At 37.7% G+C, this 25,582-nt stretch carries 26 protein-coding genes and 1 tRNA gene; 7 read left to right on the plus strand and 20 right to left on the minus strand.

The window, feature by feature from the left end:
- Positions 1–16: 16 nt before the first annotated feature.
- On the minus strand, positions 17–1,180 hold the full coding sequence (locus ACFSKV_RS15185) for a 1-acyl-sn-glycerol-3-phosphate acyltransferase (RefSeq protein ID WP_380804559.1): 1,164 nt from the start codon (positions 1,178–1,180) through the stop codon (positions 17–19).
- Between the two features lie 492 nt (positions 1,181–1,672).
- Here ACFSKV_RS15185 and ACFSKV_RS15190 point away from each other — a divergent pair, with 492 nt between their 5' ends.
- Positions 1,673–1,954, plus strand: a complete 282-nt coding sequence (locus tag ACFSKV_RS15190; protein ID WP_380804561.1) for an InlB B-repeat-containing protein — start codon at positions 1,673–1,675, stop codon at positions 1,952–1,954.
- 91 nt (positions 1,955–2,045) lie between these two features.
- Here ACFSKV_RS15190 and ACFSKV_RS15195 read toward each other — a convergent pair.
- Positions 2,046–2,118: transfer RNA gene (locus tag ACFSKV_RS15195), tRNA-Gln, on the minus strand.
- A gap of 135 nt (positions 2,119–2,253) precedes the next feature.
- Positions 2,254–2,892 carry a PAQR family membrane homeostasis protein TrhA gene (gene trhA, locus ACFSKV_RS15200; RefSeq protein WP_380804564.1) on the minus strand — a complete coding sequence of 213 codons (639 nt, stop codon included), beginning with the start codon at positions 2,890–2,892 and terminating at the stop codon, positions 2,254–2,256.
- Between the two features lie 199 nt (positions 2,893–3,091).
- Between trhA and ACFSKV_RS15205 the strand changes: the two genes are divergently transcribed.
- The gene (locus tag ACFSKV_RS15205; RefSeq protein ID WP_380804566.1) at positions 3,092–3,337 is read left to right on the plus strand and encodes a hypothetical protein; all 246 of its coding nucleotides are present in this window, start codon (positions 3,092–3,094) and stop codon (positions 3,335–3,337) included.
- A gap of 163 nt (positions 3,338–3,500) precedes the next feature.
- Here ACFSKV_RS15205 and rplI read toward each other — a convergent pair whose 3' ends face one another.
- The 4 genes from rplI to ACFSKV_RS15225 all read right to left on the minus strand — a co-directional run bounded on the left by rplI (position 3,501) and on the right by ACFSKV_RS15225 (position 5,706).
- Positions 3,501–3,944 carry a 50S ribosomal protein L9 gene (gene rplI, locus ACFSKV_RS15210; RefSeq protein ID WP_380804569.1) on the minus strand — a complete coding sequence of 148 codons (444 nt, stop codon included), beginning with the start codon at positions 3,942–3,944 and terminating at the stop codon, positions 3,501–3,503.
- Between the two features lie 42 nt (positions 3,945–3,986).
- Positions 3,987–4,238, minus strand: a complete 252-nt coding sequence (gene rpsR / locus ACFSKV_RS15215; protein ID WP_010610122.1) for a 30S ribosomal protein S18 — start codon at positions 4,236–4,238, stop codon at positions 3,987–3,989.
- Positions 4,235–4,606 (minus strand): 30S ribosomal protein S6, encoded by a 372-nt coding sequence (gene rpsF / locus ACFSKV_RS15220; protein ID WP_380804572.1) that lies wholly within the window; start codon positions 4,604–4,606, stop codon positions 4,235–4,237. Before rpsF ends, rpsR begins: the two co-directional genes overlap by 4 nt.
- Before the next feature lie 182 nt (positions 4,607–4,788).
- The gene (locus ACFSKV_RS15225; RefSeq protein WP_380804575.1) at positions 4,789–5,706 is read right to left on the minus strand and encodes a hypothetical protein; all 918 of its coding nucleotides are present in this window, start codon (positions 5,704–5,706) and stop codon (positions 4,789–4,791) included.
- A 50-nt stretch (positions 5,707–5,756) separates the two neighbouring features.
- On the opposite strand from ACFSKV_RS15225, the gene ACFSKV_RS15230 reads away from it, so the two are divergent.
- Positions 5,757–6,335: a methyltransferase domain-containing protein gene (locus ACFSKV_RS15230; RefSeq protein WP_380804578.1), complete on the plus strand. Its 579-nt coding sequence runs from the start codon at positions 5,757–5,759 to the stop codon at positions 6,333–6,335.
- Here the strand turns inward: ACFSKV_RS15230 and ACFSKV_RS15235 are convergent.
- The gene (locus ACFSKV_RS15235; RefSeq protein WP_380804580.1) at positions 6,328–7,077 is read right to left on the minus strand and encodes an O-methyltransferase; all 750 of its coding nucleotides are present in this window, start codon (positions 7,075–7,077) and stop codon (positions 6,328–6,330) included. The genes ACFSKV_RS15230 and ACFSKV_RS15235 overlap by 8 nt on opposite strands.
- A 34-nt stretch (positions 7,078–7,111) precedes the next feature.
- Positions 7,112–7,498, minus strand: coding sequence for a Co2+/Mg2+ efflux protein ApaG (apaG, locus tag ACFSKV_RS15240; protein WP_380804582.1), 387 nt, complete (start codon positions 7,496–7,498; stop codon positions 7,112–7,114).
- A 77-nt stretch (positions 7,499–7,575) separates the two neighbouring features.
- Here apaG and ung point away from each other — a divergent pair, with 77 nt between their 5' ends.
- On the plus strand, positions 7,576–8,238 hold the full coding sequence (gene ung / locus ACFSKV_RS15245; RefSeq protein ID WP_380804585.1) for a uracil-DNA glycosylase: 663 nt from the start codon (positions 7,576–7,578) through the stop codon (positions 8,236–8,238).
- Between the two features lie 185 nt (positions 8,239–8,423).
- Here the strand turns inward: ung and lepB are convergent, their stop codons facing one another.
- From lepB to ACFSKV_RS15300, 11 genes are all read right to left on the minus strand, one after another.
- Positions 8,424–9,500, minus strand: coding sequence for a signal peptidase I (gene lepB, locus ACFSKV_RS15250; protein WP_380804587.1), 1,077 nt, complete (start codon positions 9,498–9,500; stop codon positions 8,424–8,426).
- 15 nt (positions 9,501–9,515) lie between these two features.
- The gene (gene dapB / locus ACFSKV_RS15255) at positions 9,516–10,238 is read right to left on the minus strand and encodes a 4-hydroxy-tetrahydrodipicolinate reductase (RefSeq protein WP_380804590.1); all 723 of its coding nucleotides are present in this window, start codon (positions 10,236–10,238) and stop codon (positions 9,516–9,518) included.
- A gap of 2 nt (positions 10,239–10,240) precedes the next feature.
- Complete coding sequence (locus ACFSKV_RS15260; RefSeq protein WP_380804592.1) at positions 10,241–10,789, minus strand: DUF5683 domain-containing protein; 549 nt, start codon at positions 10,787–10,789, stop codon at positions 10,241–10,243.
- A gap of 51 nt (positions 10,790–10,840) precedes the next feature.
- On the minus strand, positions 10,841–11,758 hold the full coding sequence (locus tag ACFSKV_RS15265; RefSeq protein ID WP_380804595.1) for a ParB/RepB/Spo0J family partition protein: 918 nt from the start codon (positions 11,756–11,758) through the stop codon (positions 10,841–10,843).
- A 9-nt stretch (positions 11,759–11,767) separates the two neighbouring features.
- The gene (locus tag ACFSKV_RS15270; protein WP_380804598.1) at positions 11,768–12,550 is read right to left on the minus strand and encodes a ParA family protein; all 783 of its coding nucleotides are present in this window, start codon (positions 12,548–12,550) and stop codon (positions 11,768–11,770) included.
- An 8-nt stretch (positions 12,551–12,558) separates the two neighbouring features.
- Positions 12,559–13,242, minus strand: coding sequence for a metal-dependent hydrolase (locus tag ACFSKV_RS15275; RefSeq protein WP_380804600.1), 684 nt, complete (start codon positions 13,240–13,242; stop codon positions 12,559–12,561).
- A 157-nt stretch (positions 13,243–13,399) separates the two neighbouring features.
- Positions 13,400–15,199: a membrane protein insertase YidC gene (yidC, locus tag ACFSKV_RS15280; RefSeq protein WP_380804603.1), complete on the minus strand. Its 1,800-nt coding sequence runs from the start codon at positions 15,197–15,199 to the stop codon at positions 13,400–13,402.
- Between the two features lie 96 nt (positions 15,200–15,295).
- Positions 15,296–16,915 (minus strand): CTP synthase, encoded by a 1,620-nt coding sequence (locus ACFSKV_RS15285; protein ID WP_380804605.1) that lies wholly within the window; start codon positions 16,913–16,915, stop codon positions 15,296–15,298.
- Positions 16,916–17,143: 228 nt separating this feature from the next.
- Positions 17,144–18,442, minus strand: coding sequence for a D-alanyl-D-alanine carboxypeptidase (locus ACFSKV_RS15290; RefSeq protein ID WP_380804607.1), 1,299 nt, complete (start codon positions 18,440–18,442; stop codon positions 17,144–17,146).
- Complete coding sequence (locus ACFSKV_RS15295) at positions 18,439–18,822, minus strand: DUF423 domain-containing protein (protein WP_380804609.1); 384 nt, start codon at positions 18,820–18,822, stop codon at positions 18,439–18,441. Before ACFSKV_RS15295 ends, ACFSKV_RS15290 begins: the two co-directional genes overlap by 4 nt.
- Position 18,823: 1 nt before the next feature.
- Positions 18,824–19,498, minus strand: a complete 675-nt coding sequence (locus tag ACFSKV_RS15300; RefSeq protein ID WP_380804611.1) for a YggS family pyridoxal phosphate-dependent enzyme — start codon at positions 19,496–19,498, stop codon at positions 18,824–18,826.
- Positions 19,499–19,542: 44 nt separating this feature from the next.
- On the opposite strand from ACFSKV_RS15300, the gene ACFSKV_RS15305 reads away from it, so the two are divergent.
- From ACFSKV_RS15305 to purL, 3 genes are all read left to right on the plus strand, one after another.
- Complete coding sequence (locus ACFSKV_RS15305; RefSeq protein ID WP_380804614.1) at positions 19,543–21,093, plus strand: GH3 family acyl-acid amido synthetase; 1,551 nt, start codon at positions 19,543–19,545, stop codon at positions 21,091–21,093.
- Complete coding sequence (locus ACFSKV_RS15310) at positions 21,090–21,710, plus strand: LysE family translocator (RefSeq protein WP_380804616.1); 621 nt, start codon at positions 21,090–21,092, stop codon at positions 21,708–21,710. The genes ACFSKV_RS15305 and ACFSKV_RS15310 overlap by 4 nt, the downstream gene beginning before the upstream one ends.
- Before the next feature lie 156 nt (positions 21,711–21,866).
- Positions 21,867–25,550 (plus strand): phosphoribosylformylglycinamidine synthase, encoded by a 3,684-nt coding sequence (purL, locus tag ACFSKV_RS15315; RefSeq protein ID WP_380804619.1) that lies wholly within the window; start codon positions 21,867–21,869, stop codon positions 25,548–25,550.
- Positions 25,551–25,582: the final 32 nt, after the last annotated feature.

Raw genomic sequence — 25,582 nt, forward strand, 5'->3', positions numbered from 1 at the left:
AACCTTCTTGATTTTTTCATCCGGTTTTTATCGATTGATCTGAATGGCTTTTCAGAATCCTTTTTTGATTGATAACCGGATTTGCGTACATGGAAAGATAGCTTTTGACTGCTACTGGATTATTTTGATCAACACCTTTTCTGAACCTTTTTTCAAATAAGGCTTTTTGTTCAGGAGTATATTGATCTGAATATTGATTTGAGTCCATTAAAAGATCACAGGCAATAAATTTGGTTGGCCATAATTTATATCCTAAAATGATTTGCTCATCAATCAGATCGGCAAGGGCCTGTAATTGTTTTACATTTCCGGATACTGTCTTTTTGATTTGGTCAATATTATCTGTTAAAACATCACCAATATGGATGTGGATCCTTTTTTTCTGACCTATTATTCCGCTCAAAAGAGTGGTGAAATCCTCATTTTCACCTTTCACATAAGTTTCCTGCCTCGCTAAGGCCAATAATTCAGGCATTTTCAAGACATCAGTAGGGTCGTATTCATAGGAAATACTTACAGGAACCACGTTGAGTCTTTTAAAATAATCCAAAAAATGTTCCTGTTCATCAGATGCCATGGATATCATTTTCAAAACTCCTTTATGGGTAAGGTCATTGCCATCCTTGGTTCTTCCTTCTCTTTGGGCAATCCAAACAGATCGGTTTTCTCTTAATAGTGAATGTCTGATGTAGGAAGAAACTACTTTAGAACTTTCCAGCAGCTCTCTTGCTGGTAGTCCTCTTTTTATCATAAAATTTCGGGTTAACTTGGAAAGGTGCCTCAAAAATGGTTTTTTGACCAAATTATCACCTATAGCCGAAGTGGTCATGAAAAGACCCTTTTCATATAGGCATGCATTTAATAAGGAAGTGTCCAGAATAATATCCCGGTGGTTGGAAATAAACAGATAAGAGGTGTTTTTTTCAAGTTTTTCAAAACCTGATGTACTTAATCCTTCCGAACTTTTTTCCAGCACCTTTTTTACTCCCGGGTAAATAAAATTTATTTGGAAATCCCTTATTGAATGGCAATGGAGCATTAGATCTTTCCAATAGGCATCAGACCAATCCGGAAAAGTGAAATTCATCATCGCTTTCAGCATGGGATGATCAATAATCTGTCGGATGGCTTGGTTAACTTCTGTGTCGTAATATGGTCTTATATCTTCAAAATTTGACATCTGGGATGATTTAATGCGTATACAAAGAAAGTAATTTTTAACAATATAGCTCAGTCAAATTGCAACAGCTTTCATTTCAGGGTGATTTATGGCCAATTTTTTGGGCAGTATTTTTTAGGTGTAAAACTACTTGAGCGTAAATATTAGTTCTAACTGATTGTTTTTTAATTATATATATCATTAAAATAATGCATGTCCGAAAATTTTGGCCTGGTTTTTGGATTGGGTGGAAAAGTTGAAATTTCTTATTCACCCTAAGGAATTATGAAACCAATAACAGTAAAATACAGTGATTAATCCCTTTATCCTTACTGTTTTCAAACGAATTAATTCTTTGAATAACCGAAATATCAAATAGACCTTTAATGAATTGAATTTTTGTTTGGTTTTTTTAGGTAAGAAGGTTAGTGGGGTTAAGAGAATAGCAGCGTTTCAATTATCATATGTTAAATAGACCGGTGCATTACGCATCCATTAAAATCAGTTAGCAAAATGCGTAAAAAGAATTTAGTATTGATCTTCTTTATGTTGATCCTATTGCAGTTGACATCTTGTGTTGAATTTGGTTTTCTTGATGAAGGAAAGTATTCCCAGAATATTGAAATTCATGAAATTGAGGTAGGATCAAAGGTTGAATTGGTGGCTGAACCTAATCCGGGATTTGTTTTTTCGCATTGGGCCCGGAATGGTGAAATAGTCAGTAACAAGGAAACCTACGTTTTTACCATGCCGGACAAAGAAATTAACCTCACTGCAAATTTTACAAGGGAATAATAAATAATAGCGTTAAGCTGAGGGGTTCAGATTATGCTTAAAGTAATAAAATGATCAAATAAAAAAAGGTGCTTATCAAGCACCTTTTTTGTTGACCGACTAGGGGTCGAACCTAGACTCTTCTGAACCAAAATCAGACGTGTTGCCAGTTACACCATCGGTCAATTTTGAGTTTAATATCGCCTTTCCACGAAATGTGTCACAAATGTAGGGGCTCTTTCTTTTTAATGCAAATTTGAATTCAAAGAAATTTCCTGTAATCCTGTAATTTGCTATATCTCAACCGGAAAATTATAAATTTATACCTCAGTCAACATGAACATGATGGCTATAAAATGCAAGATTGTACCTGCTAATACAAATATATGCCAAATAGTATGTGCAAAACGCATTTGAGGCCTAGTATAGAAAATTGTGCCCAATGTATAACTTAGGCCACCTGCAACAATCAAGGCCAAGGTGGAAAGGCTTAAGTTCTCCACCAAGGGCTTTACCAGGAACACCGCTAACCAACCCATCCCTAAATAGAGTAGGAGGGAAGCCCTTCGAAATCTATGGGTATAGAATATTTTAAAAATCAGACCAAAAAGGGTAAGGGACCAAATGATACCAAAAAATATCCAGCCCCAAATCCCGCCAACTGCAAGTAATAAAAAAGGGGTATATGTGCCTGCAATCAGGAAATAAATACCTATATGGTCAAATGTTCTCAACCAGGATTTGATTTTTTCTTCCTGAAAGGCGTGATATAGGGTAGAAAATGTATAAAGCAATAAAATTGATCCTCCAAATAAGCTACAACTCACAATGTGGATTGCAGTTCCATTGAGTACTGAAAAGGTAATCAATAAAGAAATAGCAATGATACTGAAAAGGATACCAAAACCATGTGTGATGCTGTTGGCAAATTCTTCCTGTAAACTTTGCTTCCTCTCCATAATTTTTTTAGACTATTTAAGCATAAATATAAGCACTATTTAAAGATTTTTTTTCCTTTAAATTAGCTTCCGAAATCGATTGTGTATTAATTGATTGTCATTAAGGTGCTGATTTTATTGTATTTATGGAATTTTATACATTGTTTTGCCTCATATTTTAAAAAAGGAATTCATTTATAAACCAAAAATTAATACTATCATGTCAGTGAAAATCTCTGAAAAAACCATTGTTTCGACTCTAGAGAAACTTGAAAAATTGAAATTGGACGATTCGCTTCATGCTGAACTATCCTGGTGCTGGAACAGCTATGTAGCCGATGGTAATCCTGTTGGTGTCATCGAAAAAAGTAAAAAAGCATTGGAATTATTCAAGGCAAAAAGAGAAGAAAACAGCAAAGCTGTTGCCAAAAAATTGATCGATGATTTGGAGAAAATCGTAAATTAATAGAAGTAATTACTTTTAATTACAGATTCTCTACATATTTGAAGGCTACCCTGATACGGGTAGCTTTTTTTTGCACTATTTTCATGCAAAAAAAACAGGGAACTCAAAAAAAAGCCATCCCCATAGTAAATAGGGATGGCTCCAGTTTATTTTTTTGGGAGAATTACTCTCCTACAACTACAAACTTAACGTTGCTTTTTACATCTCTGTGAAGATCAACTTCAGCTTCGAATTCTCCGGCACCTTGAACAGGGACATTGATTGAGATTTTCTTTCTATCAATGTTAATCCCTTTTTCACTTAGGGCATCCGATATCTGTAAAGTAGTCACCTTTCCGAATATTTTTCCGGATTCACCGATTTTAGCTTTAATTTCCAAAGTAAGGTTGGATAATTTAGTTGCCAACTCCTCAGCTTCAGTTTTAATTTTCTCTGCTTTGTGGGCGGCTTGCTTGATGTTTTCGGCTAAGATTTTTTTGTTGGATTCGGTTGCCAAAACTGCAAATCCCTGTGGGATTAAGTAGTTTCTTCCATAACCAGGCTTTACTTCCACCTTGTCATTTTTATAACCTAGTCCTTTTATGTCTGTTTTTAGAATAACTTCCATTTTCGTACAATTTAAAATTTGAATGAATCGAACAAGAACGGATTATTTCAAACCGTCAGTCACGAATGGCAATAAAGCCAAGTGTCTTGCCTTTTTGATGGCATTCGCCACTTTTCTTTGGTATTTTGCAGAGTTGCCGGTTAATCTTCGAGGAAGAATTTTTCCCTGCTCATTCACAAACTTCAAAAGGAAGTTAGGATCTTTGTAGTCAATATACTTGATGCCGTGTTTCTTGAAACGGCAATATTTTTTTCTATTTTCTACTCTGTTGATTGGTTCGTTCTTAAGTGTCATGATACTTGCTCCTCCTTAGCTTCAGCTTTTTTGTTAAATTCACCTTTTCTTCTCCTTTCAGCATAAATAATGGCATGCTTGTCAAGTACAGTTGTCAAGAATCTCATGACTTTCTCGTCTCTTCTGAATTCAATTTCCAATTTGTTGATCACATTTGGAAGCGCTTTGAATTCTACCAAAACGTAGAAACCGGTGCTTTTTTTCTGAATTGGATAGGCCATCTTCTTAAGACCCCAATTTTCAACATTTACAATGTCTGCCCCCTCTTCTTTTAACAAGTTTACAAACTTGTCTACGGTATCCTTCATCTGAACTTCAGACAAAACGGGAGTTAATATGAATACCGTTTCATAATTCTTTTGGAACATGTTTGTATTGGTTTATCTGTATTTAATTAAACAGGACGCAAAATTAGAATATTATTTGGGCATTTCAAAATAGAATAAATAAAAGTATCCATGTTTTTTCTTGGTTCTACAAAAGAAAATAGGTGCTGAAAAAGTTGAAATATCAACCTTTTCAGCACCAATAAACAGGTTGAAATTTTGATTTATTTTACTTCGAATGTTTGGCTGCCAATCTGATACCCATCAGCATAAACCCTCACTTCGTAAATACCGGCCACATACTTGCTCCCTTTTTCATAATAATAGGTCAATACTTGTTTGGTATTGTTGAAAAATAAGTCTTGGTGGGCTGTATAAAACTCTTCCCTACCGTCTATAGTGAAGGTTCCACTTCCTTTAGCAACATCAAAAATTGGCTGATTGTTCGGAGCAATTACCTGTACATAAATATCTCTGTTGCCATGCTCTGCCACTTTATTGTCAGCAATATTAAAGGAGATCTTTAATTTCTCTATCTGCCTGTCTCTAAACCCATTAGATCTTTCTCTTCCTCTGGAATTCACCGCAGCGACTACAATATTCTCAGCCTTAAGCGTAGCAGCAATATTTACTTTTTCCTGGAGCTCCTGCTGTTTGATATTGAGTTTTACAACTTCTTCTTCAATTTGTGCCTGAGTTGTTTTCAGATCTTGATTTTCATCAAAAAGCTGTTGATTGATTTCCCTCAGCCTTATGATTTCCTCATCTTTTTCCTGGAGGGTTTTTGAATACCCATTAATTCTTTGGTTCAACGCAGCGATTTCTTCACTGGTCCTCTTTTTATCAGAGTTCCGTTCTGCAATCAGTTGATCCCTAATTTCCTCAAGTGCTTTGATATCCCCTCCTAATTTTTCAATTTCCTGGATTCTAAGATCCAATTGAAAAGTCATGGAATCAATTCTTCTGTTCAGGTCATTGTTTTCTTCTGAAAGAATAAGGATCTCTTCTGACTTCTTTGTTTTGTCAACGTGGTCTGTATATAATTTAATACCACTTATGACAACCAAAATAATTAATACGATTATAAGTATGTTTTTACCTTTCTCGCTTTTTTTCGGTTTTTCTTGAAAGTTGGATTCCATGTTATTTTGATTGTATTTTTGTCAAAATAGTAAATTTTATGTCATTTTCCATGAATGAAGCGTACTGGACCCACAAATATCTTGAAAAAAACACAGGTTGGGATATCGGTACTGCTTCAAAACCTATTCTGCAATATTTAGACCAAATTTCTCACAAAGATATAAAGATTTTAATTCCAGGTGCAGGAAATGCTTATGAAGCAAAATTTGCCTTTGAATCAGGATTTAAAAATGTCAATATCCTTGATTTTTCTCCTATCCCCTTACAAAATTTCAAGCGATCCTGTCCCTCTTTTCCTGAAGAAAATATTCATTGTATGGATTTTTTTGAGCATAAAGGGAATTATGATTTGATCTTGGAACAAACTTTCTTCTGTGCTCTTCCTCCTATAGAAAGGCCATCTTATGTTGAAAAAATGTTTCAGCTTTTAAAACCTGGAGGAAAATTGGTCGGTGTTCTTTTTTCCAGAAACTTTGACCATCCAGGTCCTCCATTCGGTGGTAGTAAGCAGGAGTATGAAACATATTTTACAAAGTATTTTGACAAAATAGAAATGAATGATTGCTATAATTCTATCCCTCCAAGGTTGGGGTTTGAATTGTTCATCAAAATTCAAAAGTTCAAATAGAAAGAATATAATGGGTTTTGGATAGGGATTTCCTGAAAAATAATACGCCGCACTCATAAAAATCTATGGAAAGCGTCACTTCTGGAAATTGGATTATTTCCTTCCACGCTTTTTCCATTTCTTTTGACCAGTGGATATCGGCAAGGATTATAATTGAGGTTTCATGTATATAAGAACGTAAAGTTTCATAATAAATTAGGCTGCCCTGATAATTATGGGTCGCATCAATCAGAACAAAATCCACTTTTCCTTTTTCCTCAAGATGTTGAGGTAAAATGTCTTTGATATTACCCAAGAGGAAATGGGTTCTTTTACTGATAGGTTTTTCCTGGGCTTTCCTCCATAGTGCCTCAGATCCCTCGAAGGTAAACAATTCCCCCTTGGTTACTTTATCCAAATATTTAGTATTTATTCCCACACAGGTCCCCAATTCAAGTACATGATTTGCAGGAGTAAGATTGCAGAAATATTGATAGACCTGTGAAAATTTCCTACCAGTAGTACTGTATTTAGTTACGTTTGAAGTTTTTCGAAATTTATTCTTTTTAAGCTTTATGGAACCGGCACCAAAATCCTCAATTTCCAAAACCTCCTGATCTTTCAAAAGATTTTCCCGAATCTCTTCTAATTCCAGGTCCTTCACTTGAGAATCAATAAGAAAAGACTGTAGATCCCGGTATATTTCGGAAATAAAAGGACTTTGAAGGGAATACCTGTCCTCTTTTTTTAACCAATAAACCAAGGAAGAATAGATTGGGAAAAGATACCTTTTCAAATCAATTGTCGAAAATGCCTGAAATCAATTGGAATTCGGGGATTGTTACCTCGATCAGCTTACCGTCAAAAAGTTTTTCCATGATATAAGAGCCTTTCATTTTACCTAAACCGGACTTTAAATTGCATCCTGAAACATATTCATGGACATTTCCTGGTTCTAAAATGGGCTGTTGGCCCACAACCCCATCGCCTTCTACAAATTTGGTTTTATCCCCAGCATCATAAATTTCCCATTTTCTCCTCATCAATTGTATGGTATGGCTACTGTTGTTTTCTATCTTTACCTTGTAGGTGAATACAAAATGATGCTGGTGAGGGCTGGAAAATTCAGCCTGATAGGTTGTTTCAACACTGACTTTAATTCCTTCGGTAATGGCTGTAACCATAGAATTTGTGGGTAAAAACCCATTTTGAGGATTAAAAATAGAATTTAATTATTGAATAACAACGAATTTAACTGAAAATGGATGTCAAAATTGAAGATAGTTGGAAAAAAAGACTGGAAAATGAATTCCTTAGGCCTTATTTTTCCAATTTGGTTTCTTTCGTGAAAAATGAATACCAGAACCATGCGGTTTTCCCAAAGGGAAAAGAAATTTTCAATGCTTTTGAGCATTGTTCTTTTGAAAACACCAAAGTGGTTATTCTAGGGCAGGATCCTTATCATGGGCCAGGTCAGGCCCATGGACTTTCGTTTTCAGTGAGGGAAGGGGTTCCCTTTCCGCCTAGTTTATTGAATATATTCAAGGAAATTAACCGGGATTTGGGTAAACCGATTCCTTCTAACGGAAACTTATCCAGGTGGGCAGATCAGGGGGTCTTATTATTGAATGCAACGCTGACGGTAAGGGCCCATCTTGCCGGGTCCCATCAAAACAAGGGATGGGAAGAGTTCACTGATGCAGTCATCCAAAAAATTGCACTTGAAAAAGAGCATATTGTGTTCATGTTATGGGGTGCCTACGCCCAGAAAAAAGCTGCCTTTATTTCCTCAGAAAAGCACTTAAAGCTCCATGCACCTCACCCAAGCCCACTTTCTGCCCATAGAGGGTTTTTAGGTTGTGGCCATTTTTCCAAAGCCAACGCCTACCTAAGAGAAAATGGACTCATGGAAATTAATTGGTGATATCAAAAAAACATTAGGATTTTTGAAGTCCGGTTAATAACCGGGGAAAAACAATTACAGAAAAATGGTTTTTAAATTTTTTAAGGGAAATTGATTCATCTTATTAAAAATCTGGGTTAAGTTAAGATAAAAAAAGCCGGCAGAATTAAACTTTGCCGGCTTATTACATGTCTTATTTTTTTAAGTTAGTGGATCCCGTTAAAGAATCTGCTCCATCTAATTTTGTTGAACATGGATTTGTGCTTGTCCAAAGAAAGCCATAGGAACCATGCCTTACCTACAATATGGTCTTCGGGAACAAAACCCCAGTAGCGCGAATCAAGGGAATCATGCCTGTTGTCACCCATCATGAAGTAATAATCCTGTTTGAAAGTGTAAGAATCAACTTTTTGTCCATCAATATAAAGTTGGTTGTCCTGGACTTTAACGTCTTTCAAACCTTCAAATTTTTCAATTGTAAAGGCATATTTGGCAATATTGTCAGCATTCATTTCTATGGTCCAGCCTTTTGCAGGGATGGTCAATGGACCAAAATTATCTTTATTCCAACCAAAGTAAGCACCATCAGGAAATACCCTTGGATCCCCTAGGCCCTCTTTGTCCATCCGCAATGTAACCGAACCAACGGCTGGGGAATTTTTTAACCTGTTGATACTTTCTTCTGTCGCCATCACCAGATATCCCGAGCCATTGGTAAATGGCATAAAACTATCTGGATTTATCCCATAATCACTGAAAAAATCAGCACTTAAATTTCGATTGGTAAGTACATCATAAGAAAATTGCATCTCCTCTGGCTTATAGGCCGGCTCACCGTTGATGAAAACCAGGGTTTTGACAATTTCGATTTCATCACCTGGAACTGCCACCGCTCTTTTAATATAGTTTGTTTTTAAATCGATCGGATATTCGAATTCCGAAGGATAATTGAAAACAACCACATCATTTCTTTTAACAGAGGAAAATCCTGGAAGTCTGAAATAGGGGAGTTCTATCCAATCTACATATGAATTGGCATTAGTGCCCCATATTTTTTGATGGGTTAAGGGAATCTGAAGCGGTGTTCTGGGGATCCTAGTCCCATAGTGCATTTTGCTTACAAAAAGGAAATCACCTACCAAAAGGGATTTTTCCATGGAAGCAGTTGGAATGGTAAAAGGTTCAAGTAATAACCATCTGATCAAGGAAGCTGCAATTACAGCGAATATTAATGCATCAGCCCATTCACGAGCGGCCGATTTTTTCTTTTTTTCTTCAGTCATTTCACTTAAAAATTTTTAGAAAGATAGGAAATCATCCATTGATAATACACCATTTTTATTTTTTATCCACTCGGCCACCAATACCGCACCAAGGGCAAAACCTTTACGACTATGCGCAGTATGGCTTATTTCAATATCATCGATTTCAGACCGATATCGTACAATATGGGTGCCGGGTGCTGGATCAATCCGCTTAGAAGTTATCATAAGTTCTTTTTCACTTTCGGATGCATCTTCAGCAAGTTTCCAGTTCCTTAAAGAAGGTATCTCATCAATGATAGCCTCAGCCAGGGTGATTGCCGTACCACTTGGGGCATCTTTTTTTTCAGTATGGTGGATTTCTTCCATGGTCACTTTATAGTCTTTTTGGTCTTTCATAAGACCTGCCAGGAAACGGTTAACCCTAAAGAAAATATTGACTCCGACGCTGAAATTGGAAGCATAAAAAAAAGCGGTTTCTTTTTCCAAGGTTAAAGACGCAATGGCAGGTTTCTTTTCCAACCATCCGGTAGTTCCTGAGACCACCGGTATTTTTCTGTTAATGGCCCAACTGATATTCTCAAATGCAGCATCCGGTTGGCTAAACTCAATGGCCACATCAATTGTGTCCGGATCTAACATGGATAAATCTTCTCTGTTATCTATATTGATCTTACCTACAATATGGTGTCCCCGGGACTCGGCAATTTCTCCGATTATTTTTCCCATTTTACCATATCCTAATAATAATATGTTCATGTTTAGAAATTAATTTTCAAAGATAGGCCAAAAATATTTCCTCCTGCTGTTAAAGTTTCATAACTGGGTTCAAAGTTAAAACTCAAATTTTCACTTACATCAAAACTGGAAAGTTGGGCGTCAACCTGCGCATCTATGATATTTAGGGCATAAATACCAATAAATAAGAAATAATTCAAATCCCTGTTTCTCCTCCAATAATTAACCTGCCTGACCAGTCCGTCCCTGTTTAAATTAGGGAAATCATTGGGCTCTCCGTCATCAAATAGAAACAGCGCTTCCCTAAGCGCTTTGTATCTTCGGTCATTGAATTCAATGAAATAAATATTGGTGGCAAAACCCGCATAAATCAAGGGTACTTTCCAGCTTTTTCCATTGTAGACCTGACCTGAACCAGGCAATATGGCAGATAGAATCGTAGCTTTTTTTGGATTTTTTATATCCTTTTCATCAAAATAATATTCTTGGATCTCCTCTGTTTCAGACTGGGCAAAGGATGGCATAGATGATAGGAATAAAACAAAAACAGCAATGATGCCAATCGGTATCATTGCTTTTTTGATTTTTTTTATCTTCAAAATAAAAACTGCCGTGTTCAAGGATTAAATGATATCCAGTATTTCCAGAATTCTGTTCAGGTCCTCAGCAGACCCAAAAGGAATCTTGATTTCTCCTTTATTTTTTCCGTCTGTCTTGAGTTGTACCTTAGTTCCAAAATGAGAAGCAAGCCTTTGTTGGATTTTACCGATCTCATATTTTTTCACAGGGTCCATGATCTGGGTTTTTTCTATGATCTTTTCATCGGGCCCACTATTGATGGCTTTTACCAAGGCTTCTACTTTCCTTACGCTTAATTCCTCGGCAATGGTCCTTTTATAAATTGCGAGCTGTTTATCTACGTCTTCCACATTAATAATGGCCCTGGCATGACCCATGGAAATGAGGTTATCCCTTAAACCTGCCTGAATATCCGGCGGAAGCTTAAGCAAACGAAGATAATTATTGACCGTAGTCCTGTTTTTTCCTACCCTATCACCTAATTGTTCCTGCTTTAAGTTACATTCAGTGAGAAGTCTTTGGTAGGAATGCGCTATTTCCAGGGAGTTGAGATTTTCCCTTTGAATATTTTCAATCAAAGCCATTTCCAGCATCTGCTGGTCATTGGCAGTCCTTACATAGGCGGGGATAGTCTCCAGACCAGCCATTTTGGAGGCCTGAAACCTTCTTTCTCCTGAAATTAGCTGATATTCCCCTTCTGTTAGTTTTCTGACTGTAATGGGTTGAATGATTCCCTGAACCTTAATGGATTCTGATAATTCCTGAAGTGACTCTTTATCAAAATGAGTTCTGGGCTGAAAAGGATTTACTTGGATCTCAGATAATGCAATTTCATTAATTCCTACCACCGGCTGTACAGGAACTAACCCCTGACTTTTATTTTTTTGCGGAGAATCCTCCAACAAAGCCCCCAATCCTCTTCCAAGTACACTTTTCTTCGGTGTAGGTTTATTGTTTGCCATAATTTTTATTTATTTTTTTACTTTTTCCATCCCGTTTTTGGATGCAATTTCATTAGCCAGGTTAAGGTAAGCCAATGCACCCTTGCCATCTGCATCAAAGGCAATTACCGGTAATCCAAAACTAGGAGATTCACTCAATCTAACGTTTCTTGGTATAATTGTTTCAAATACCAAATTTTTGAAATGCATTTTAACCTCATCGACAACCTGGTTACTTAGCCTTAACCTAACATCATACATGGTAAGTAAAATACCTTCAATTTCAAGGTTAGGATTCAATCTTGTTTGGATGATTTTGATGGTGTTGAGTAATTTCCCCAAACCTTCAAGTGCAAAATATTCACACTGGACAGGAATGATAACAGAATCAGCAGCAGTAAGGGCGTTGATAGTAATCAAACCCAGCGATGGTGAACAATCAATAATGACAAAATCGTATTTATCTCTTATTTTTGAGATGACACCTTTCATTTTTTCTTCTCTGTTTTCCAGATTGATCATCTCCACCTCAGCACCGACAAGGTCAATATGGGAAGGAATTAGGTCTAAATGTTCAATTTCTGTGGAAATGGTGATAGACTCAATATCAATCCCATCTACCATACATTCATAGATACTCGTATCTATACCCTTGGGATCTTGGCCTAATCCCGAGGTAGTATTGGCCTGTGGATCAGCATCAATAACAAGAGTCTTATACTCCAATACTGCTAAACTGGCGGCCAAGTTCATGGCAGTTGTTGTTTTTCCTACACCGCCTTTTTGATTGGCAATGGCAATTACTTTTCCCATTTGTTTATTTATAGGGTAATAGATTCTCCAATATTAAGTAAAATCAATTCTTTTCCTGCTTTCAGGGCAGCTTTTTTTGCAGCATCTAAGTCAATTTCTATATAGGGGAAAGTGTCGTAATGCATCGCAATTATTTTTTTTGTGCCCACAAAATCAGCTGCCTTTAAAGCATCTTCAATACCCATGGTAAAATTATCACCAATAGGTAAAAAAGCGAAATCAATATTAAATTCTTCGGCTATCAATTTCATATCATAGCTGAGGGCAGTATCCCCAGCATAATAAAAACAGCCCCCGTCATGTTTAATAACAAACCCTCCGGGATTTCCTCCAGAGGAGCCATCAGGAAGGGTACTACTGTGTACTGCAGATACATATTTCAGTTTTCCGAAGTCAAAAACTTTGCTCCCACCATGATTCATGGGATGGTATTTTTCAATCCCTTTTTGCGCAAACCAAACCGCGATTTCATAATTTGAAACCAATATCGCATTTGATTCTTTGGTGATGTTTTCTGCATCTGCAATATGGTCCTCATGTCCATGGCTCAGAAGTACATAGTCTGCTTTAATCGTTGAAACATCTATATGGGAAGCTTTTTTATTAGGACTGATAAATGGGTCAAAAACTATTTTCTTATCCCCAATTTTCACCAAAAAGGAAGAATGTCCAAAATAAGTAATTTCAGTCATAAGGTGTTCGGTTTTTTGGTTCTCTTCGCTTACAAATATAGGATTTATATCCAGTCATTAAATTAATTCTTTTCCACATCACATTGTGGATAGTTTTAAAGTGCTGGTTTTAAACTTTCTATCCATAAAAAAAGGAACCAATTAAGGTTCCTCTTCATTATTTATTTTTTTTGCTTGCTTCGGCAGCTTTCATAGCATCTTCCAATTTTTGTTGGAATTTGGATTTTTTCTTATTGACGTTTTTCTTTTTATGCTCCTCGATTTTCTCTCTGATCTTAGTGTCATCCACAAACAACTTGATCAAAGCCTGTTGTCCAAAGGTTACCATGTTGGAAACAAAATAATAAAAACTTAATGCAGCAGGGAAAGAATTCAACACAAACATAAATACTACCGGCATAATATAACCAAGATTTTTCATTGGTCCTGTCTGCGCGGTCAATTGATTGTTGAAATGTGTGTAAGCTATCTGCGAAACAGTCATCAATAAGGTAAATAAACTCACGTGGGATCCATAAAATGGAATGGTAAATGGCAACCTTACTATAGCATCATAGGTTGAAAGGTCATGTGCCCAAAGGAATGATTCCTGACGCAATTCAATTGAGTTCGGGAAGAAAAAGAACATTGCGAAAAGGAAGGGCATCTGTAACAACATGGGCAGACATCCGGAAATGGGACTCACTCCCAATTGACCAAAAAGCTTCATCTGTTCCTGTTGCATTTTGGTTGGATCTTCTCCATATTTTTCCTTCAGTTCATCGATTTCAGGTTTTATTACCCTCATTTTTGCCATACCTATATAGGATTTATAGGTAAGTGGGAATAAGGCCAATTTTATGATCAACACAATAAGGATAATGATTACCCCATAGTTGGTGAAATATTTTTCCAAAAACTGGAAAAGGTTAACAATAATGTATTTGTTCACCCAGCTTACAAAAAAGTAACCCATGTCTACATTATTTTCAAAACCTTCAGTGACTCTTTTGAGAATATTGTAATTGTTGGGCCCAAAGAAGTAACTCAGTTCAGCTTTTCCATTGTCCAAGGGGAGAACCAGATTGGCTTTCATGTTTTTAATGGACAGGGTGTCTGTTGGCGTGTCCTGTTGTACAACTCCTGAACTGAAATTGTTACCCGCGATCAATGCTGCGGTAAAGAAACGTTGGCTGAAACTTACCCACTTCAAAGGTTCTTTGATTTCAGCATTGTCGGATGTTGAAGTTAAGCTTAAATCATCATGAGAACCTGAAACCAAATAGAAATTAACGTTTGTTTTTCTTCTTGATTCCTCAATATCCTCTTCCTGCCTCAACAATCTATCCTCCCAAAGAATCTGGACATTGGAGTCAGTCATGTTGCCGGAAAGCCCGGAAAATTCAAGGTATTTATCAAGGATATATTTTCCTTCTCTTAAAGAATAGGTTCTGCTGATTCTGCTATTCCCTGATTGTGCGGTAAATGTTAAAACACTTGCCTTATCTCCATCAATTTCTGTAGTAGATAGGGTGGGGCTGAAGTAAAATTGATTCAGGCTTAAGGGACCTTTATCCGTTTGGATAACATAATTTAATTCAGAACTTTTTTCATCCAATATCAAAAGAGGTCTTTGATCCCAGGTTTTGTAATCCTTTAATTCCACCTTGGTAATTTCAGCACCTTTGGTAGAGAAAGTGATAATCATTTTATCATTTTCCAGGATCAAATTCTCCTCAATTCCTTTTGTCATCGCCGCAAAAGCCCCAAATTGTCTTTGGGCTATAATATCCTGAATACTATCCTGCTCAATAATTTCCAGGGAAGAAGTCTTTTCCTCGGGTTCTTCAGAAAACACCTTTTGGGCTGCTTCTGTCTGTTCAGCAGGTTGTGGTTCAGGTGTACTGGCAAAGAAAAGAGAATACACCAGTAATACTGCTGCGAAAAGGATTAATCCTGTCGCTTGGTTTCTATCCATAAGATTAACATTATTTGCCCTAGCTTAAAAAAAGTGTCCAAAATGAATCCATTTGACTTACTTCTTTTTCTATCTTTTTTTAATCAGGGCCCAAAATTACTTTATTTTTTTATTTTCAATAGTTGCCGCTACAAATCTTACAAATAAGGGATGGGGATTCAGAACTGTACTTTTATATTCAGGATGGAACTGGGTACCTATAAACCATGGATGGTCCTTGATTTCAATGATCTCCACCAAATTTGTTTCCGGGTTGATACCGGAAGGGATCATCCCCTTTTCTTCAATGGCATTCAGGTATTTATTATTGAATTCATAACGATGCCTATGTCTTTCATTAATTTTGTATTTTCCGTAGGCCTGAGAAGCTTTACTTCCTTTTCTGAGTTCACAAGGATAAGAACCCAGTCTCATAGTTCCTCCCATGAGCTCAAGATTTTTTTGCTCCTCCATCAAGGCAATGACTGGATGGGGTGTTTTGGGATCCATCTCTGTACTGTTGGCTGATTTTAGCTTCAATACATTTCTTGCAAATTCAATCACAGCTACCTGCATCCCCAGACAAATGCCGAAGAACGGCATTTTATTCTCCCGGGCAAATTTAACTGTTTCTATTTTCCCTTCAAGACCCCTTTCTCCAAAACCGGGGGCTACCACGATTCCATCCAGATCTTCCAGTTTTTTGGCTACATTGTCTGGATGTAACTCTTCAGAGGAAATTAATGTTAGGTTTACCTTACATTCGCATGCCGCTCCGGCATGCACAAAGGATTCAATAATAGATTTATAGGCATCAGGAAGGGAAACATACTTCCCGATCAAACCGATTTTGACTTCTGAAGTTGGATTTTTCAGTTTCCCAAGAAAATCTTTCCATTGCTCTAGGTCTGCATTGGCTTTTGAACTTAACTTCAGTTTGGACATAACCCTTTCATCGAGCTTTTCTTTTTTCATCAGCAAAGGAACATCATAGATAGTCTCTGCATCCATGGCTTCGATGACACTGTTAAGTTGCACGTTACAGAATAGCGATAATTTTTTCTTGACCTCGAGAGGCAAAGGATGTTCCGTTCTACAAACCAGAATATCCGGTTGAATACCAGCTTCAAGTAATTGTTTAACAGAGTGTTGGGTAGGTTTGGTTTTCAACTCCTTAGCGGCTGCTAGATAAGGTATCAAGGTAAGATGAACCACTAAAAAATTATTCACACCGATATCCCATTTCACCTGCCTTACTGCTTCAATAAATGGCAAAGATTCAATATCCCCAACACATCCCCCTATTTCAGTTATAATAACGTCATATTTACCGGTTTCACCTAATTTGAAGAAATTCCTTTTGATTTCATCGGTGATATGTGGGATAACCTGAACTGTTTTGCCCAAAAACTCACCCTTTCGCTCTTTGGTAATTACATTGTTGTAGATTCTCCCTGTAGTAACATTATTGGCCTGTGAAGTAGGGGAATTCAGAAAACGTTCATAATGACCCAGATCCAGATCAGTCTCAGCCCCGTCCTCTGTAACATAACATTCTCCATGTTCATATGGATTCAATGTCCCGGGATCAATATTCAAATAAGGGTCAAATTTTTGGATGGTAACCCTGAAACCCCTAGCCTGAAGCAATTTTGCTAAAGAAGCTGCTATAATTCCTTTTCCGAGGGAAGAAGTTACGCCTCCGGTAATAAAGATGTATTTGGTGGATGAAGCCATAAGAATGGTAGGATATTATTTTGTTTTGATTCTTATGGGTTGTAAAGGTAGGGTAAATATTTGATTTGGGGAGGGGATTTGATAAGGAAATTTTGAAAGCAGGTTATTCTTTTAATGGTAGCAAACCCAAATTATGATCAAACAAAGCTTTACCATAAGGTAGGATTTTGATTTTTAATTTTTTAAGGTGAAGTTTTTTCATTCCCAATTTTCCGCCAAATCCCTCAATCAATAGTTTTCTTTGATAAATACCATCACTTTTTCCATTTCCCTTCTTATCTCAGAGGCTTTGTTAAGGTAATTGTTGTTCATAAATGCAAAGGCATATAACCGGCCCGAGTTACCTTTTACCAATCCGACCAGTGCATGGTGGTTACTGATTGTCCCTGTTTTGGCAAAAACATAAGGTCTTGGGGCCTTGTAATTGTTTTTCAGGGTACCATTAATGCCACCTTGTGGCAAGAGCTGCATCAACTCATTTCTTGGCAATAATTTATCCAATTTGGCCATAAGGGTAATCATGGTACGGGGAGTTACCAAATTATGCCTGCTTAGGCCTGACCCATCCACCCATTGGGGTAAGTCAGGAAAATCAGTCATATGGTTTTTTTTGATGTAATCAATCGCTCTTTCACTGTTCAATTCCCCGAACAATTTATCTGAAACCATCATTAAAATTTGTTCTGCAATAAAATTATCGCTTTCCTGAAGCATTTCCCTCCATAATGGCTTCATAGGACCACCTTTGAAAACCTTGGCATGCCCAGGTAACCTCTCCTTAGATAGGCTTACCGGTTTACCCAAACTTTCACCTAATAATTTTGCCATAAGATCCGGGCTGGTAATAAAAGGTAGAGTGGAAAATTGGTTGATATATAAAGGAGGGTTGTAATAAAAGGTGTTGGATATAAAGTCCCTTTGGACTCCACGGATTTCCCTGTCACTTTTTGACAGCATGGAATTAAAAGCAGGAATATTGGAAACCGGTACTTTGTTCGTATTGGTGAAAGTTACCACATTGCCGAATATAGGTAAGGGAGAACGTTCCGCAGAATAGGAAAAATAGTAATCGTCCCATTGCCACCCGTATCCAAAGGGGGTATCTTTCCAATTTTCAAGAGAAAAATTGATTTTTTCATAAGGCTTGAAAAACTCTGAAAATTTTGGCTGGGGGAGGGTGGGATATTTCCAGGAAGGATCTCCAGAACCCCAAATGGTTATTTCCTTCCCATTATTCACATAACGGAAAGATAAAGTACTATCACCAAGTACGATAAGGGAAGCATAGAAAGTCAATAGTTTGGTAGTTGAAGCAGGTAAAAAGTTCATATGACTGTTTTTTTCATATTGAACCCACTGACTATCTAAATCATATAACATGAATCCTGTCAAATGATTGTCAAAGAATGAATTTTCCCCTAAGATTTCATCGAGTAATTCATATCGGTTCCTGATTTCCTCAGTTTGAGCAAAAATTTGAACATTGATTAAAAAAAATACACTGATAAAAATAAATGATTTTTTCATGAAATTTTTCTTTTTGACAACCAGATCAAAGACAACCAGCCATAAATAAAAAACAGTCCTCCTATAGGTGTAATGGCTCCAAGCCAGTTAATTCCTGTTAGGGAAAGGAAATAAAGGGAACCTGAGAAAATCAGAATTCCTACAAAAAAGGACCAAATTACTCTGCTGATTTTTTTCATTTCGGGTTGAATATTCAACCAGATGGCAAGGATCAGGATGGCAATGGTATGATAAAAATGGTATTTGACAGCAGTCTCAAAAGTGTCCACTTTTGCATTTGCTTCCAGTATAGGCTTGAGTCCGTGTGCGCCGAAGGCTCCAATGCCAACTGCCAAGGCACCTAGAATAGCTGCCAATTGTAGATATTGATGGTTTTTCATGTTAGTTGTAATTTCTTTCACCAAAAATAGCAGTGCCTATCCGTACCATTGTACTTCCTTCCTCTTGGGCTATCTGATAATCCCCGCTCATTCCCATGGATAATTCCGATAATTTGAAATTTCCAGGTAAGTCTCTTTTTTCCATCTGCTCAAAGAGATTTTTCAGGAAGGCAAATTCCTCCCGGATTAATTTTTCATCCTCCGTGAAAGTCGCCATTCCCATAAGCCCACGAATCTGTATATGTTTTAGCTGCTTTAATTCTTCTGAGGAAAGTAAAGTTTGCAGTTCTTCTTCATCAAAACCGAATTTTGTATCTTCTTTGGCGATATGGACCTGAAGTAAACAGGGAATAATTCTTCCGTGTTTTTCAGCTTGTTTATTGATTTCCTGAAGTAATTTCAATGAATCTACCCCATGGATCATATGGACAAAAGATGCGATATATTTAACTTTATTGCGTTGTAAATGTCCAATCATATGCCATCTGATATCTTTAGGCATTTGAATTTGCTTTTCAACCAACTCCTGCACCTTATTTTCTCCAAAGTCTCGTATTCCAGCCTCATAGGCTTCCATAATTTGGGGTACAGGCTTTGTTTTGCTAACAGCAATAAGTAGACAAGAAGGATTTTTAAAAGTATTTTTTAATTTAATTAAGTTTTCTTTAACAGGCATTCGTTTAAATTTGAAATCTAAGCATTCAATTCAGGAACAAAGATATGGCGTTATTAGGTACATTACTAAAAAAAGGCATCAGATTAAGGGAATCTTTGGAACAGGAATACAGCAATCCGCTCGAGCTTCAAAAGCTTGAGCTCAAAAAACTATTGATCCTTGCAAAAGACACTGAATTTGGGAAAAAATACCAATTTGACCTGATCTTAAAAGAGTTTAAAAAACCAAATAATGATTTTTATAGGGCGTTCAATAGCCTGATTCCAATCTATAATTATGAAAAGATCTATAATGAATGGTGGTACAGGCTGAAAGCCGGAGAAAAAAATATTACCTGGCCAGGGGAAATCCGATATTTTGCACTGACTTCCGGAACTTCCGGTGCTTCCTCGAAATATATTCCCATTTCAAAAGAAATGGTGAAGGCTATCAGAAAAACTGGAGTTAGGCAGATTTTATCCCTTTCCAAATATGATTTGCCTGATTCCCTTTTTACAAAAGGGATTTTAATGTTGGGTGGAAGTACCGATTTGGAGTTTAATGGAACCTATTTTTCAGGAGATTTAAGTGGAATTACCGCAGGAAGGTTACCCATTTGGTTTCAGCGTTTTTATAAACCCGGGAAACAGATATCCAAAAATAAAAACTGGGGGGATAAGTTGGAGCAAATAGTCGAAATGGCTCCAAAATGGGATATTGGAATTATTGTCGGGGTTCCGGCATGGCTTCAGATTCTTTTGGAAAAAATTATAGAACGGTACGCGCTTAACAGTATTCATGATATTTGGCCAAACCTTCAAATATTTGTTCATGGAGGGGTAAGCTTTGAACCTTATAAAAGAGGATTTGAAAAGCTTCTCTCCCAACCATTAATCTATATGGAGACCTATCTTGCTTCAGAAGGATTTCTGGCTTTCCAGGCACTACCCGATCGCAGGTCAATGCGTTTGGTTCTAAATAATGGGATTTTTTATGAATTTGTACCTTTTAATGATGAAAATTTTGATGAAAACGGGGAGTTCAAAGAAAAGGCCCAGATATTAAAAATTGATGAAGTCGAGGAAGGGGTAGATTATGCTATATTGATAAGTACCTGTTCAGGGGCCTGGAGATATCAGATTGGAGATGTTATCAGGTTTGAATCTGTCGAAGAAAATGAGATTATCATTACAGGTAGAACCAAACACTTCTTAAGCCTTTGCGGTGAGCACCTGTCAATGGATAACATGAACCGTGCGATTGAATTGGTATCTGAAGAAATGAAGCTGAATATCAGAGAATTTACTGTTTTGGGACTTCCAGACGGTTCCTTGTTCAGACACCAATGGTTTGTAGGCACGGAAGATAAAGTTGATCAGAATCAATTGATGGAAAAAATTGACCAATATTTGAAGGATTTAAATGATGATTATATTACGGAAAGAAAACATGCATTAAAACGGGTGAGTTGTAGGGTCATTGCGCCATCTTTGTTCTATGAATGGATGAGGATTCATGGAAAAGAAGGGGGGCAAAATAAGTTTCCACGGGTTCTAAAAGGTGATAAAATGAATGATTGGTTAGATTTTTTAAAATCCAACGGCGTTAAGTTATGAATCAGGCATTTCTTGAAGGATTTAGTATGGGACTATTGCTCTCGGCAATGATAGGTCCGGTCTTTTTTACCCTAATTCAGAGCAGTTTGGAAAAGGGTTTTCGATATGCTACAATTTTAGCCTTGGGTATTTTGATCAGCGATTTACTTTATGTGCTTATTACCTATTTTGGAGTTAGTTTTCTGGCAAAATTTCCCAATTTCCAATTTATTTTGGCTATTGGAGGAGGAATTGTCCTGGTTGGTTTTGGGATCTCTACATTTATTAAGAAAAATAAAGAACGCCCAAATACAGGCGGGGTGCCTGTTTTGAAAGGTCAAAAAAGGAGTGCTTTTTTTAAGGGTTTTAGTATCAATGGAATAAATCCATTTGTTTTGCTTTTTTGGTTATCTGTAGCAGGACTGGTCAGTATCAATGAACAATATTCAAAACCGGATGTCGTGTTTTATTATACTGGAATATTGGCCACCGTTTTTTCTATTGATTTGCTGAAGTCTTTTGTTGCTAAGCAACTCAGGAATTTTGTAACCCCAAAGTTGATGGGAAAATTGAATAAATTAGTTGGGATCGCCTTGTTTTTCTTTGGATTAAGGTTATTTTGGTTTGCCTTCAAATAGAATTCAGGGACCTTGCCAATTTATATTGAAAAAACATGCTTAAATACTTTTAGAGGAGCAGAGAATTTTGAATTAATCTCAGAAAAATCCTCCTTTTACCTTTCCTTTCAAATCCCTACCTTTGTGACTTCTTAAAAATGCTTCAAAAAACAGCACATGATCTTCTTTTTCCAATCCCCCAATAGCCTGGTGTATGCAGTTCAGGCTAAATACCCCTTTTCCCCACAGGATTTAGAAAAACTTACTTGGCTCTTTGGCGGAGCTGAAAATCTTAAATCCGACAAAGTTGCAGGAAAATTTGTTGGCCCAAGAAAGGAAATGATCACTCCTTGGTCAACCAATGCAGTCGAAATCACCCTAAACATGGGTATTTCAGGAATAATGAGGATTGAGGAATATTTTCAATTAAAGGAAGGTGATCAGTTTGATCCCATGTTGCAAAAAGTGTATGAGGATTTGGATCAGGATATCTTTGATATTCACCTTCAACCTGAACCCATTCTGGAAGTAAAGGATATTAAATCCTACAACCAACAGGAAGGATTGGCGCTAAGTGAGGAAGAAGTCGATTATTTGGAAAAAGTAAGCGGACAATTGGGCAGACCCTTGACAGATTCAGAGGTCTTTGGCTTTAGCCAGGTCAACTCTGAACATTGCAGACATAAAATCTTCAATGGCTCTTTTGTAATAAATGGAGAAGAAAAAGAGAAAACCTTATTTCAATTAATTAAAGAGACATCTAAAAGGCATCCAAATAAAATTGTATCTGCTTACAAAGACAACGTGGCCTTTATCGAAGGACCAAGAATTCAGCAATTTGCACCGAAAACACAGGATAAAGCAGATTTTTTTGAACCTGAAACAATAGATACCGTAATTTCACTAAAAGCGGAAACCCATAATTTCCCTACAACGGTTGAACCCTTCAATGGTGCAGCTACTGGTTCCGGAGGAGAAATAAGGGACAGGTTGGCAGGGGGGACTGCCTCTATTCCATTGGCAGGTACAGCCGTGTATATGACTTCTTATACACGGTCTGAAAAAGGAAGAAACTGGGAAAAAAACCTAAACGAAAGAAAGTGGTTGTACCAGACTCCGATGGATATTCTGATCAAAGCCTCAAATGGGGCCAGTGATTTTGGAAATAAATTCGGACAACCATTGATTTGCGGTTCTGTTTTGACTTTTGAGCATGAAGAAAATGGAAAATCCCATGGTTTTGATAAAGTGATTATGTTGGCAGGAGGGATTGGTTTTACCAGGAAGGAATATGCCAAAAAGAATGATCCTGGAAAAGGGGACAAAATCATTGTGATGGGAGGGGATAACTACCGTATAGGTATGGGCGGAGGTGCTGTTTCTTCCGTTGCCACCGGGGAATTTAGCAATGCCATCGAACTCAATGCCATCCAGCGTTCCAATCCGGAAATGCAAAAGAGGGTGTCCAATGTGATCAGGGCCATGGCTGAAAGCCACGAAAACCCTATCATTTCCATCCATGACCACGGTGCAGGTGGGCACTTGAATTGTCTTTCTGAATTGGTGGAAAGTACAGGAGGAACAATTCATTTGGATAAACTCCCAGTGGGTGACCCGACGCTTTCTTCCAAGGAAATTATTGGCAACGAATCCCAGGAAAGGATGGGCCTGGTAGTGAAAGAAAAAGATGTAGCTACCCTGCAGAAGATTGCTGAAAGGGAAAGAGCTCCATTTTATGTAGTGGGCGAAACTACAGGGGATATGCACTTTAGGTTTGAAAATATGCAAACTGGTGAGAAACCAGTGGATTGGGACCTTGCATACATGTTTGGCAGTTCCCCTAAGACAATTTTGGAAGATACTCCAATCAAAACCAGTTTTACAGAACCTTCATATTCAACCGAACAAATTATTTCCTACATCAAAGATGTATTGCAATTGGAGGCTGTTGCCTGTAAAGATTGGCTGACCAATAAGGTGGACAGATCAGTAACAGGCCGGGTGGCCAAACAACAGACCACTGGAGAGATACAGCTTCCTCTCAATGATGTTGCGGTGATGGCTTTGGATTTTACCGGTCAGAAAGGAATTGCTACCTCTATTGGCCATGCTCCGGTAGCGGCCCTTGCCAATCCGGAAGCAGGTTCCCGACTAGCCATTGCTGAGGCTTTGACTAATTTGGTTTGGGCCCCAATTACAGATGGATTGGCTGGCGTTTCTCTTAGTGCCAATTGGATGTGGCCGGCAAAAAATCCAGGTGAAAATGACAGATTATACCGCGCAGTGGAGGCTATTTCTGAATTTGCCATTGAGCTCGGTATTAATGTTCCTACAGGGAAGGATTCTTTATCCATGACCCAAAAATATCCTGATGGAAAGACGGTTTATTCTCCAGGAACGGTGATCATATCCACAGTTGGCGAATGTTCTGAACCCGGATTGACCGTGTCCCCTGACCTGAAGCCCATTGAAGGTAGTAAGGTATATTACATAGATTTTTCAAAAGATAGCGCTAAGTTGGGAGGTTCAAGCCTGGCCCAGGTGCTGAATACTGTGGGAAATGATACCCCGGATGTAAAAGATAGCCAATACTTTAGTACTGCCTTTATGGTAGTTCAGAAATTGATTGAGAAAGGAGAAGTCCTCGCAGGCCATGATATCTCCTCTGGTGGCTTGATTACTGCTTTATTGGAAATGTGTTTTCCATCTACAAAAGCCGGATTGAAGTTGAAAGTTGATCGCCTCCCTGAGAAAGATTTAATAAAGGCCTTATTTGCCGAAAATCCAGGTGTATTGATTCAGGTTAACAATATCGAAAGGACACGGGCTGTATTGGAAAATCATGGTATTACTTATATTTCTATTGCAGATGTTACTTTGGATGGGAAAATTGAAATTGTGGATAGCCAAATTAGAATGGATGTTGCTGAATTGAGAGATACCTGGTTTAGGTCTTCCTACCTTTTGGACAGGAAGCAAAGTGGAGAAAAATTGGCATTAGAACGTTTCAACAATTACAAAATCCAACCGCTTGCTTATTCTTTTGGCGAGAATTGGGAAGGTAGCTTTGATACTTTTGGTTTAAACCCATTTAGAAAGGAACTTTCTGGAAAACGGGCAGCTATCATCCGTGAAAAGGGGGTGAATGGCGACCGTGAAATGGCTTATTCCTTGTGGTTGGCAGGATTTGATGTGAAGGATGTACACATGACGGATCTGATTTCCGGAAGAGAAAACCTTGAGGATGTTCAGATGATAGTTTTCGTTGGTGGATTCTCCAATTCAGATGTTTTAGGTTCAGCCAAAGGTTGGGCCGGTGCATTCCTCTACAATGAAAAAGCCAAACAGGCACTGGATAACTTCTATGCCAGGAAAGATACCCTAAGTCTTGGTGTCTGTAATGGATGTCAGTTGATGGTGGAGTTGGGCCTTGTGGCATCGGAACATGAGGAAAAACCAAAAATGCTTCATAATGCCAGTCATAAGTTTGAGTCTGCCTTTGTCAATGTAACCATACCTGAAAACCAAACTGTCATGTTAAAAAGCATGGCTGGACAAAGATTGGGCGTTTGGATTGCACATGGTGAAGGAAAATTCCAGTTGCCTCAACCAAAAGACAGGTATCATATTGGAATGACCTATTCCTATGAGTCATACCCTGGAAATCCTAACGGATCAGATTATGCAGTGGCAGGAATAGCTTCTGCTGATGGCAGGCACCTGGCTATCATGCCACATATTGAAAGGTCTCTTAAACCTTGGAACTGGCCCTATTACCCCTCTGAAAGGCAAAATGAAGAAGTCAGTCCTTGGATTGAGGCCTTTGTCAATGCTTATCAGTGGGTAAGTGAAAACCAATAAGAGTAACTATTGAAAGCCAGGTATTTAACCTG

The organism is Shivajiella indica (assembly GCF_042683085.1).
In the GTDB taxonomy this organism is placed as follows: Bacteria; Bacteroidota; Bacteroidia; order Cytophagales; family Cyclobacteriaceae; genus Shivajiella; species Shivajiella indica.

Coding starts and splice junctions, on each gene's coding strand:
- ACFSKV_RS15185 (WP_380804559.1), bottom strand. CDS start 1,180: ATGTCAAATTTTGAAGATATAAGACCATATTACGACACAGAAGTTAAC.
- ACFSKV_RS15190 (WP_380804561.1), top strand. CDS start 1,673: ATGCGTAAAAAGAATTTAGTATTGATCTTCTTTATGTTGATCCTATTG.
- trhA (WP_380804564.1), bottom strand. CDS start 2,892: ATGGAGAGGAAGCAAAGTTTACAGGAAGAATTTGCCAACAGCATCACA.
- ACFSKV_RS15205 (WP_380804566.1), top strand. CDS start 3,092: ATGTCAGTGAAAATCTCTGAAAAAACCATTGTTTCGACTCTAGAGAAA.
- rplI (WP_380804569.1), bottom strand. CDS start 3,944: ATGGAAGTTATTCTAAAAACAGACATAAAAGGACTAGGTTATAAAAAT.
- rpsR (WP_010610122.1), bottom strand. CDS start 4,238: ATGACACTTAAGAACGAACCAATCAACAGAGTAGAAAATAGAAAAAAA.
- rpsF (WP_380804572.1), bottom strand. CDS start 4,606: ATGTTCCAAAAGAATTATGAAACGGTATTCATATTAACTCCCGTTTTG.
- ACFSKV_RS15225 (WP_380804575.1), bottom strand. CDS start 5,706: ATGGAATCCAACTTTCAAGAAAAACCGAAAAAAAGCGAGAAAGGTAAA.
- ACFSKV_RS15230 (WP_380804578.1), top strand. CDS start 5,757: ATGAATGAAGCGTACTGGACCCACAAATATCTTGAAAAAAACACAGGT.
- apaG (WP_380804582.1), bottom strand. CDS start 7,498: ATGGTTACAGCCATTACCGAAGGAATTAAAGTCAGTGTTGAAACAACC.
- ung (WP_380804585.1), top strand. CDS start 7,576: ATGGATGTCAAAATTGAAGATAGTTGGAAAAAAAGACTGGAAAATGAA.
- lepB (WP_380804587.1), bottom strand. CDS start 9,500: ATGACTGAAGAAAAAAAGAAAAAATCGGCCGCTCGTGAATGGGCTGAT.
- dapB (WP_380804590.1), bottom strand. CDS start 10,238: ATGAACATATTATTATTAGGATATGGTAAAATGGGAAAAATAATCGGA.
- ACFSKV_RS15260 (WP_380804592.1), bottom strand. CDS start 10,789: ATGATACCGATTGGCATCATTGCTGTTTTTGTTTTATTCCTATCATCT.
- ACFSKV_RS15265 (WP_380804595.1), bottom strand. CDS start 11,758: ATGGCAAACAATAAACCTACACCGAAGAAAAGTGTACTTGGAAGAGGA.
- ACFSKV_RS15270 (WP_380804598.1), bottom strand. CDS start 12,550: ATGGGAAAAGTAATTGCCATTGCCAATCAAAAAGGCGGTGTAGGAAAA.
- ACFSKV_RS15275 (WP_380804600.1), bottom strand. CDS start 13,242: ATGACTGAAATTACTTATTTTGGACATTCTTCCTTTTTGGTGAAAATT.
- yidC (WP_380804603.1), bottom strand. CDS start 15,199: ATGGATAGAAACCAAGCGACAGGATTAATCCTTTTCGCAGCAGTATTA.
- ACFSKV_RS15285 (WP_380804605.1), bottom strand. CDS start 16,915: ATGGCTTCATCCACCAAATACATCTTTATTACCGGAGGCGTAACTTCT.
- ACFSKV_RS15290 (WP_380804607.1), bottom strand. CDS start 18,442: ATGAAAAAATCATTTATTTTTATCAGTGTATTTTTTTTAATCAATGTT.
- ACFSKV_RS15295 (WP_380804609.1), bottom strand. CDS start 18,822: ATGAAAAACCATCAATATCTACAATTGGCAGCTATTCTAGGTGCCTTG.
- ACFSKV_RS15300 (WP_380804611.1), bottom strand. CDS start 19,498: ATGCCTGTTAAAGAAAACTTAATTAAATTAAAAAATACTTTTAAAAAT.
- ACFSKV_RS15305 (WP_380804614.1), top strand. CDS start 19,543: ATGGCGTTATTAGGTACATTACTAAAAAAAGGCATCAGATTAAGGGAA.
- ACFSKV_RS15310 (WP_380804616.1), top strand. CDS start 21,090: ATGAATCAGGCATTTCTTGAAGGATTTAGTATGGGACTATTGCTCTCG.
- purL (WP_380804619.1), top strand. CDS start 21,867: ATGATCTTCTTTTTCCAATCCCCCAATAGCCTGGTGTATGCAGTTCAG.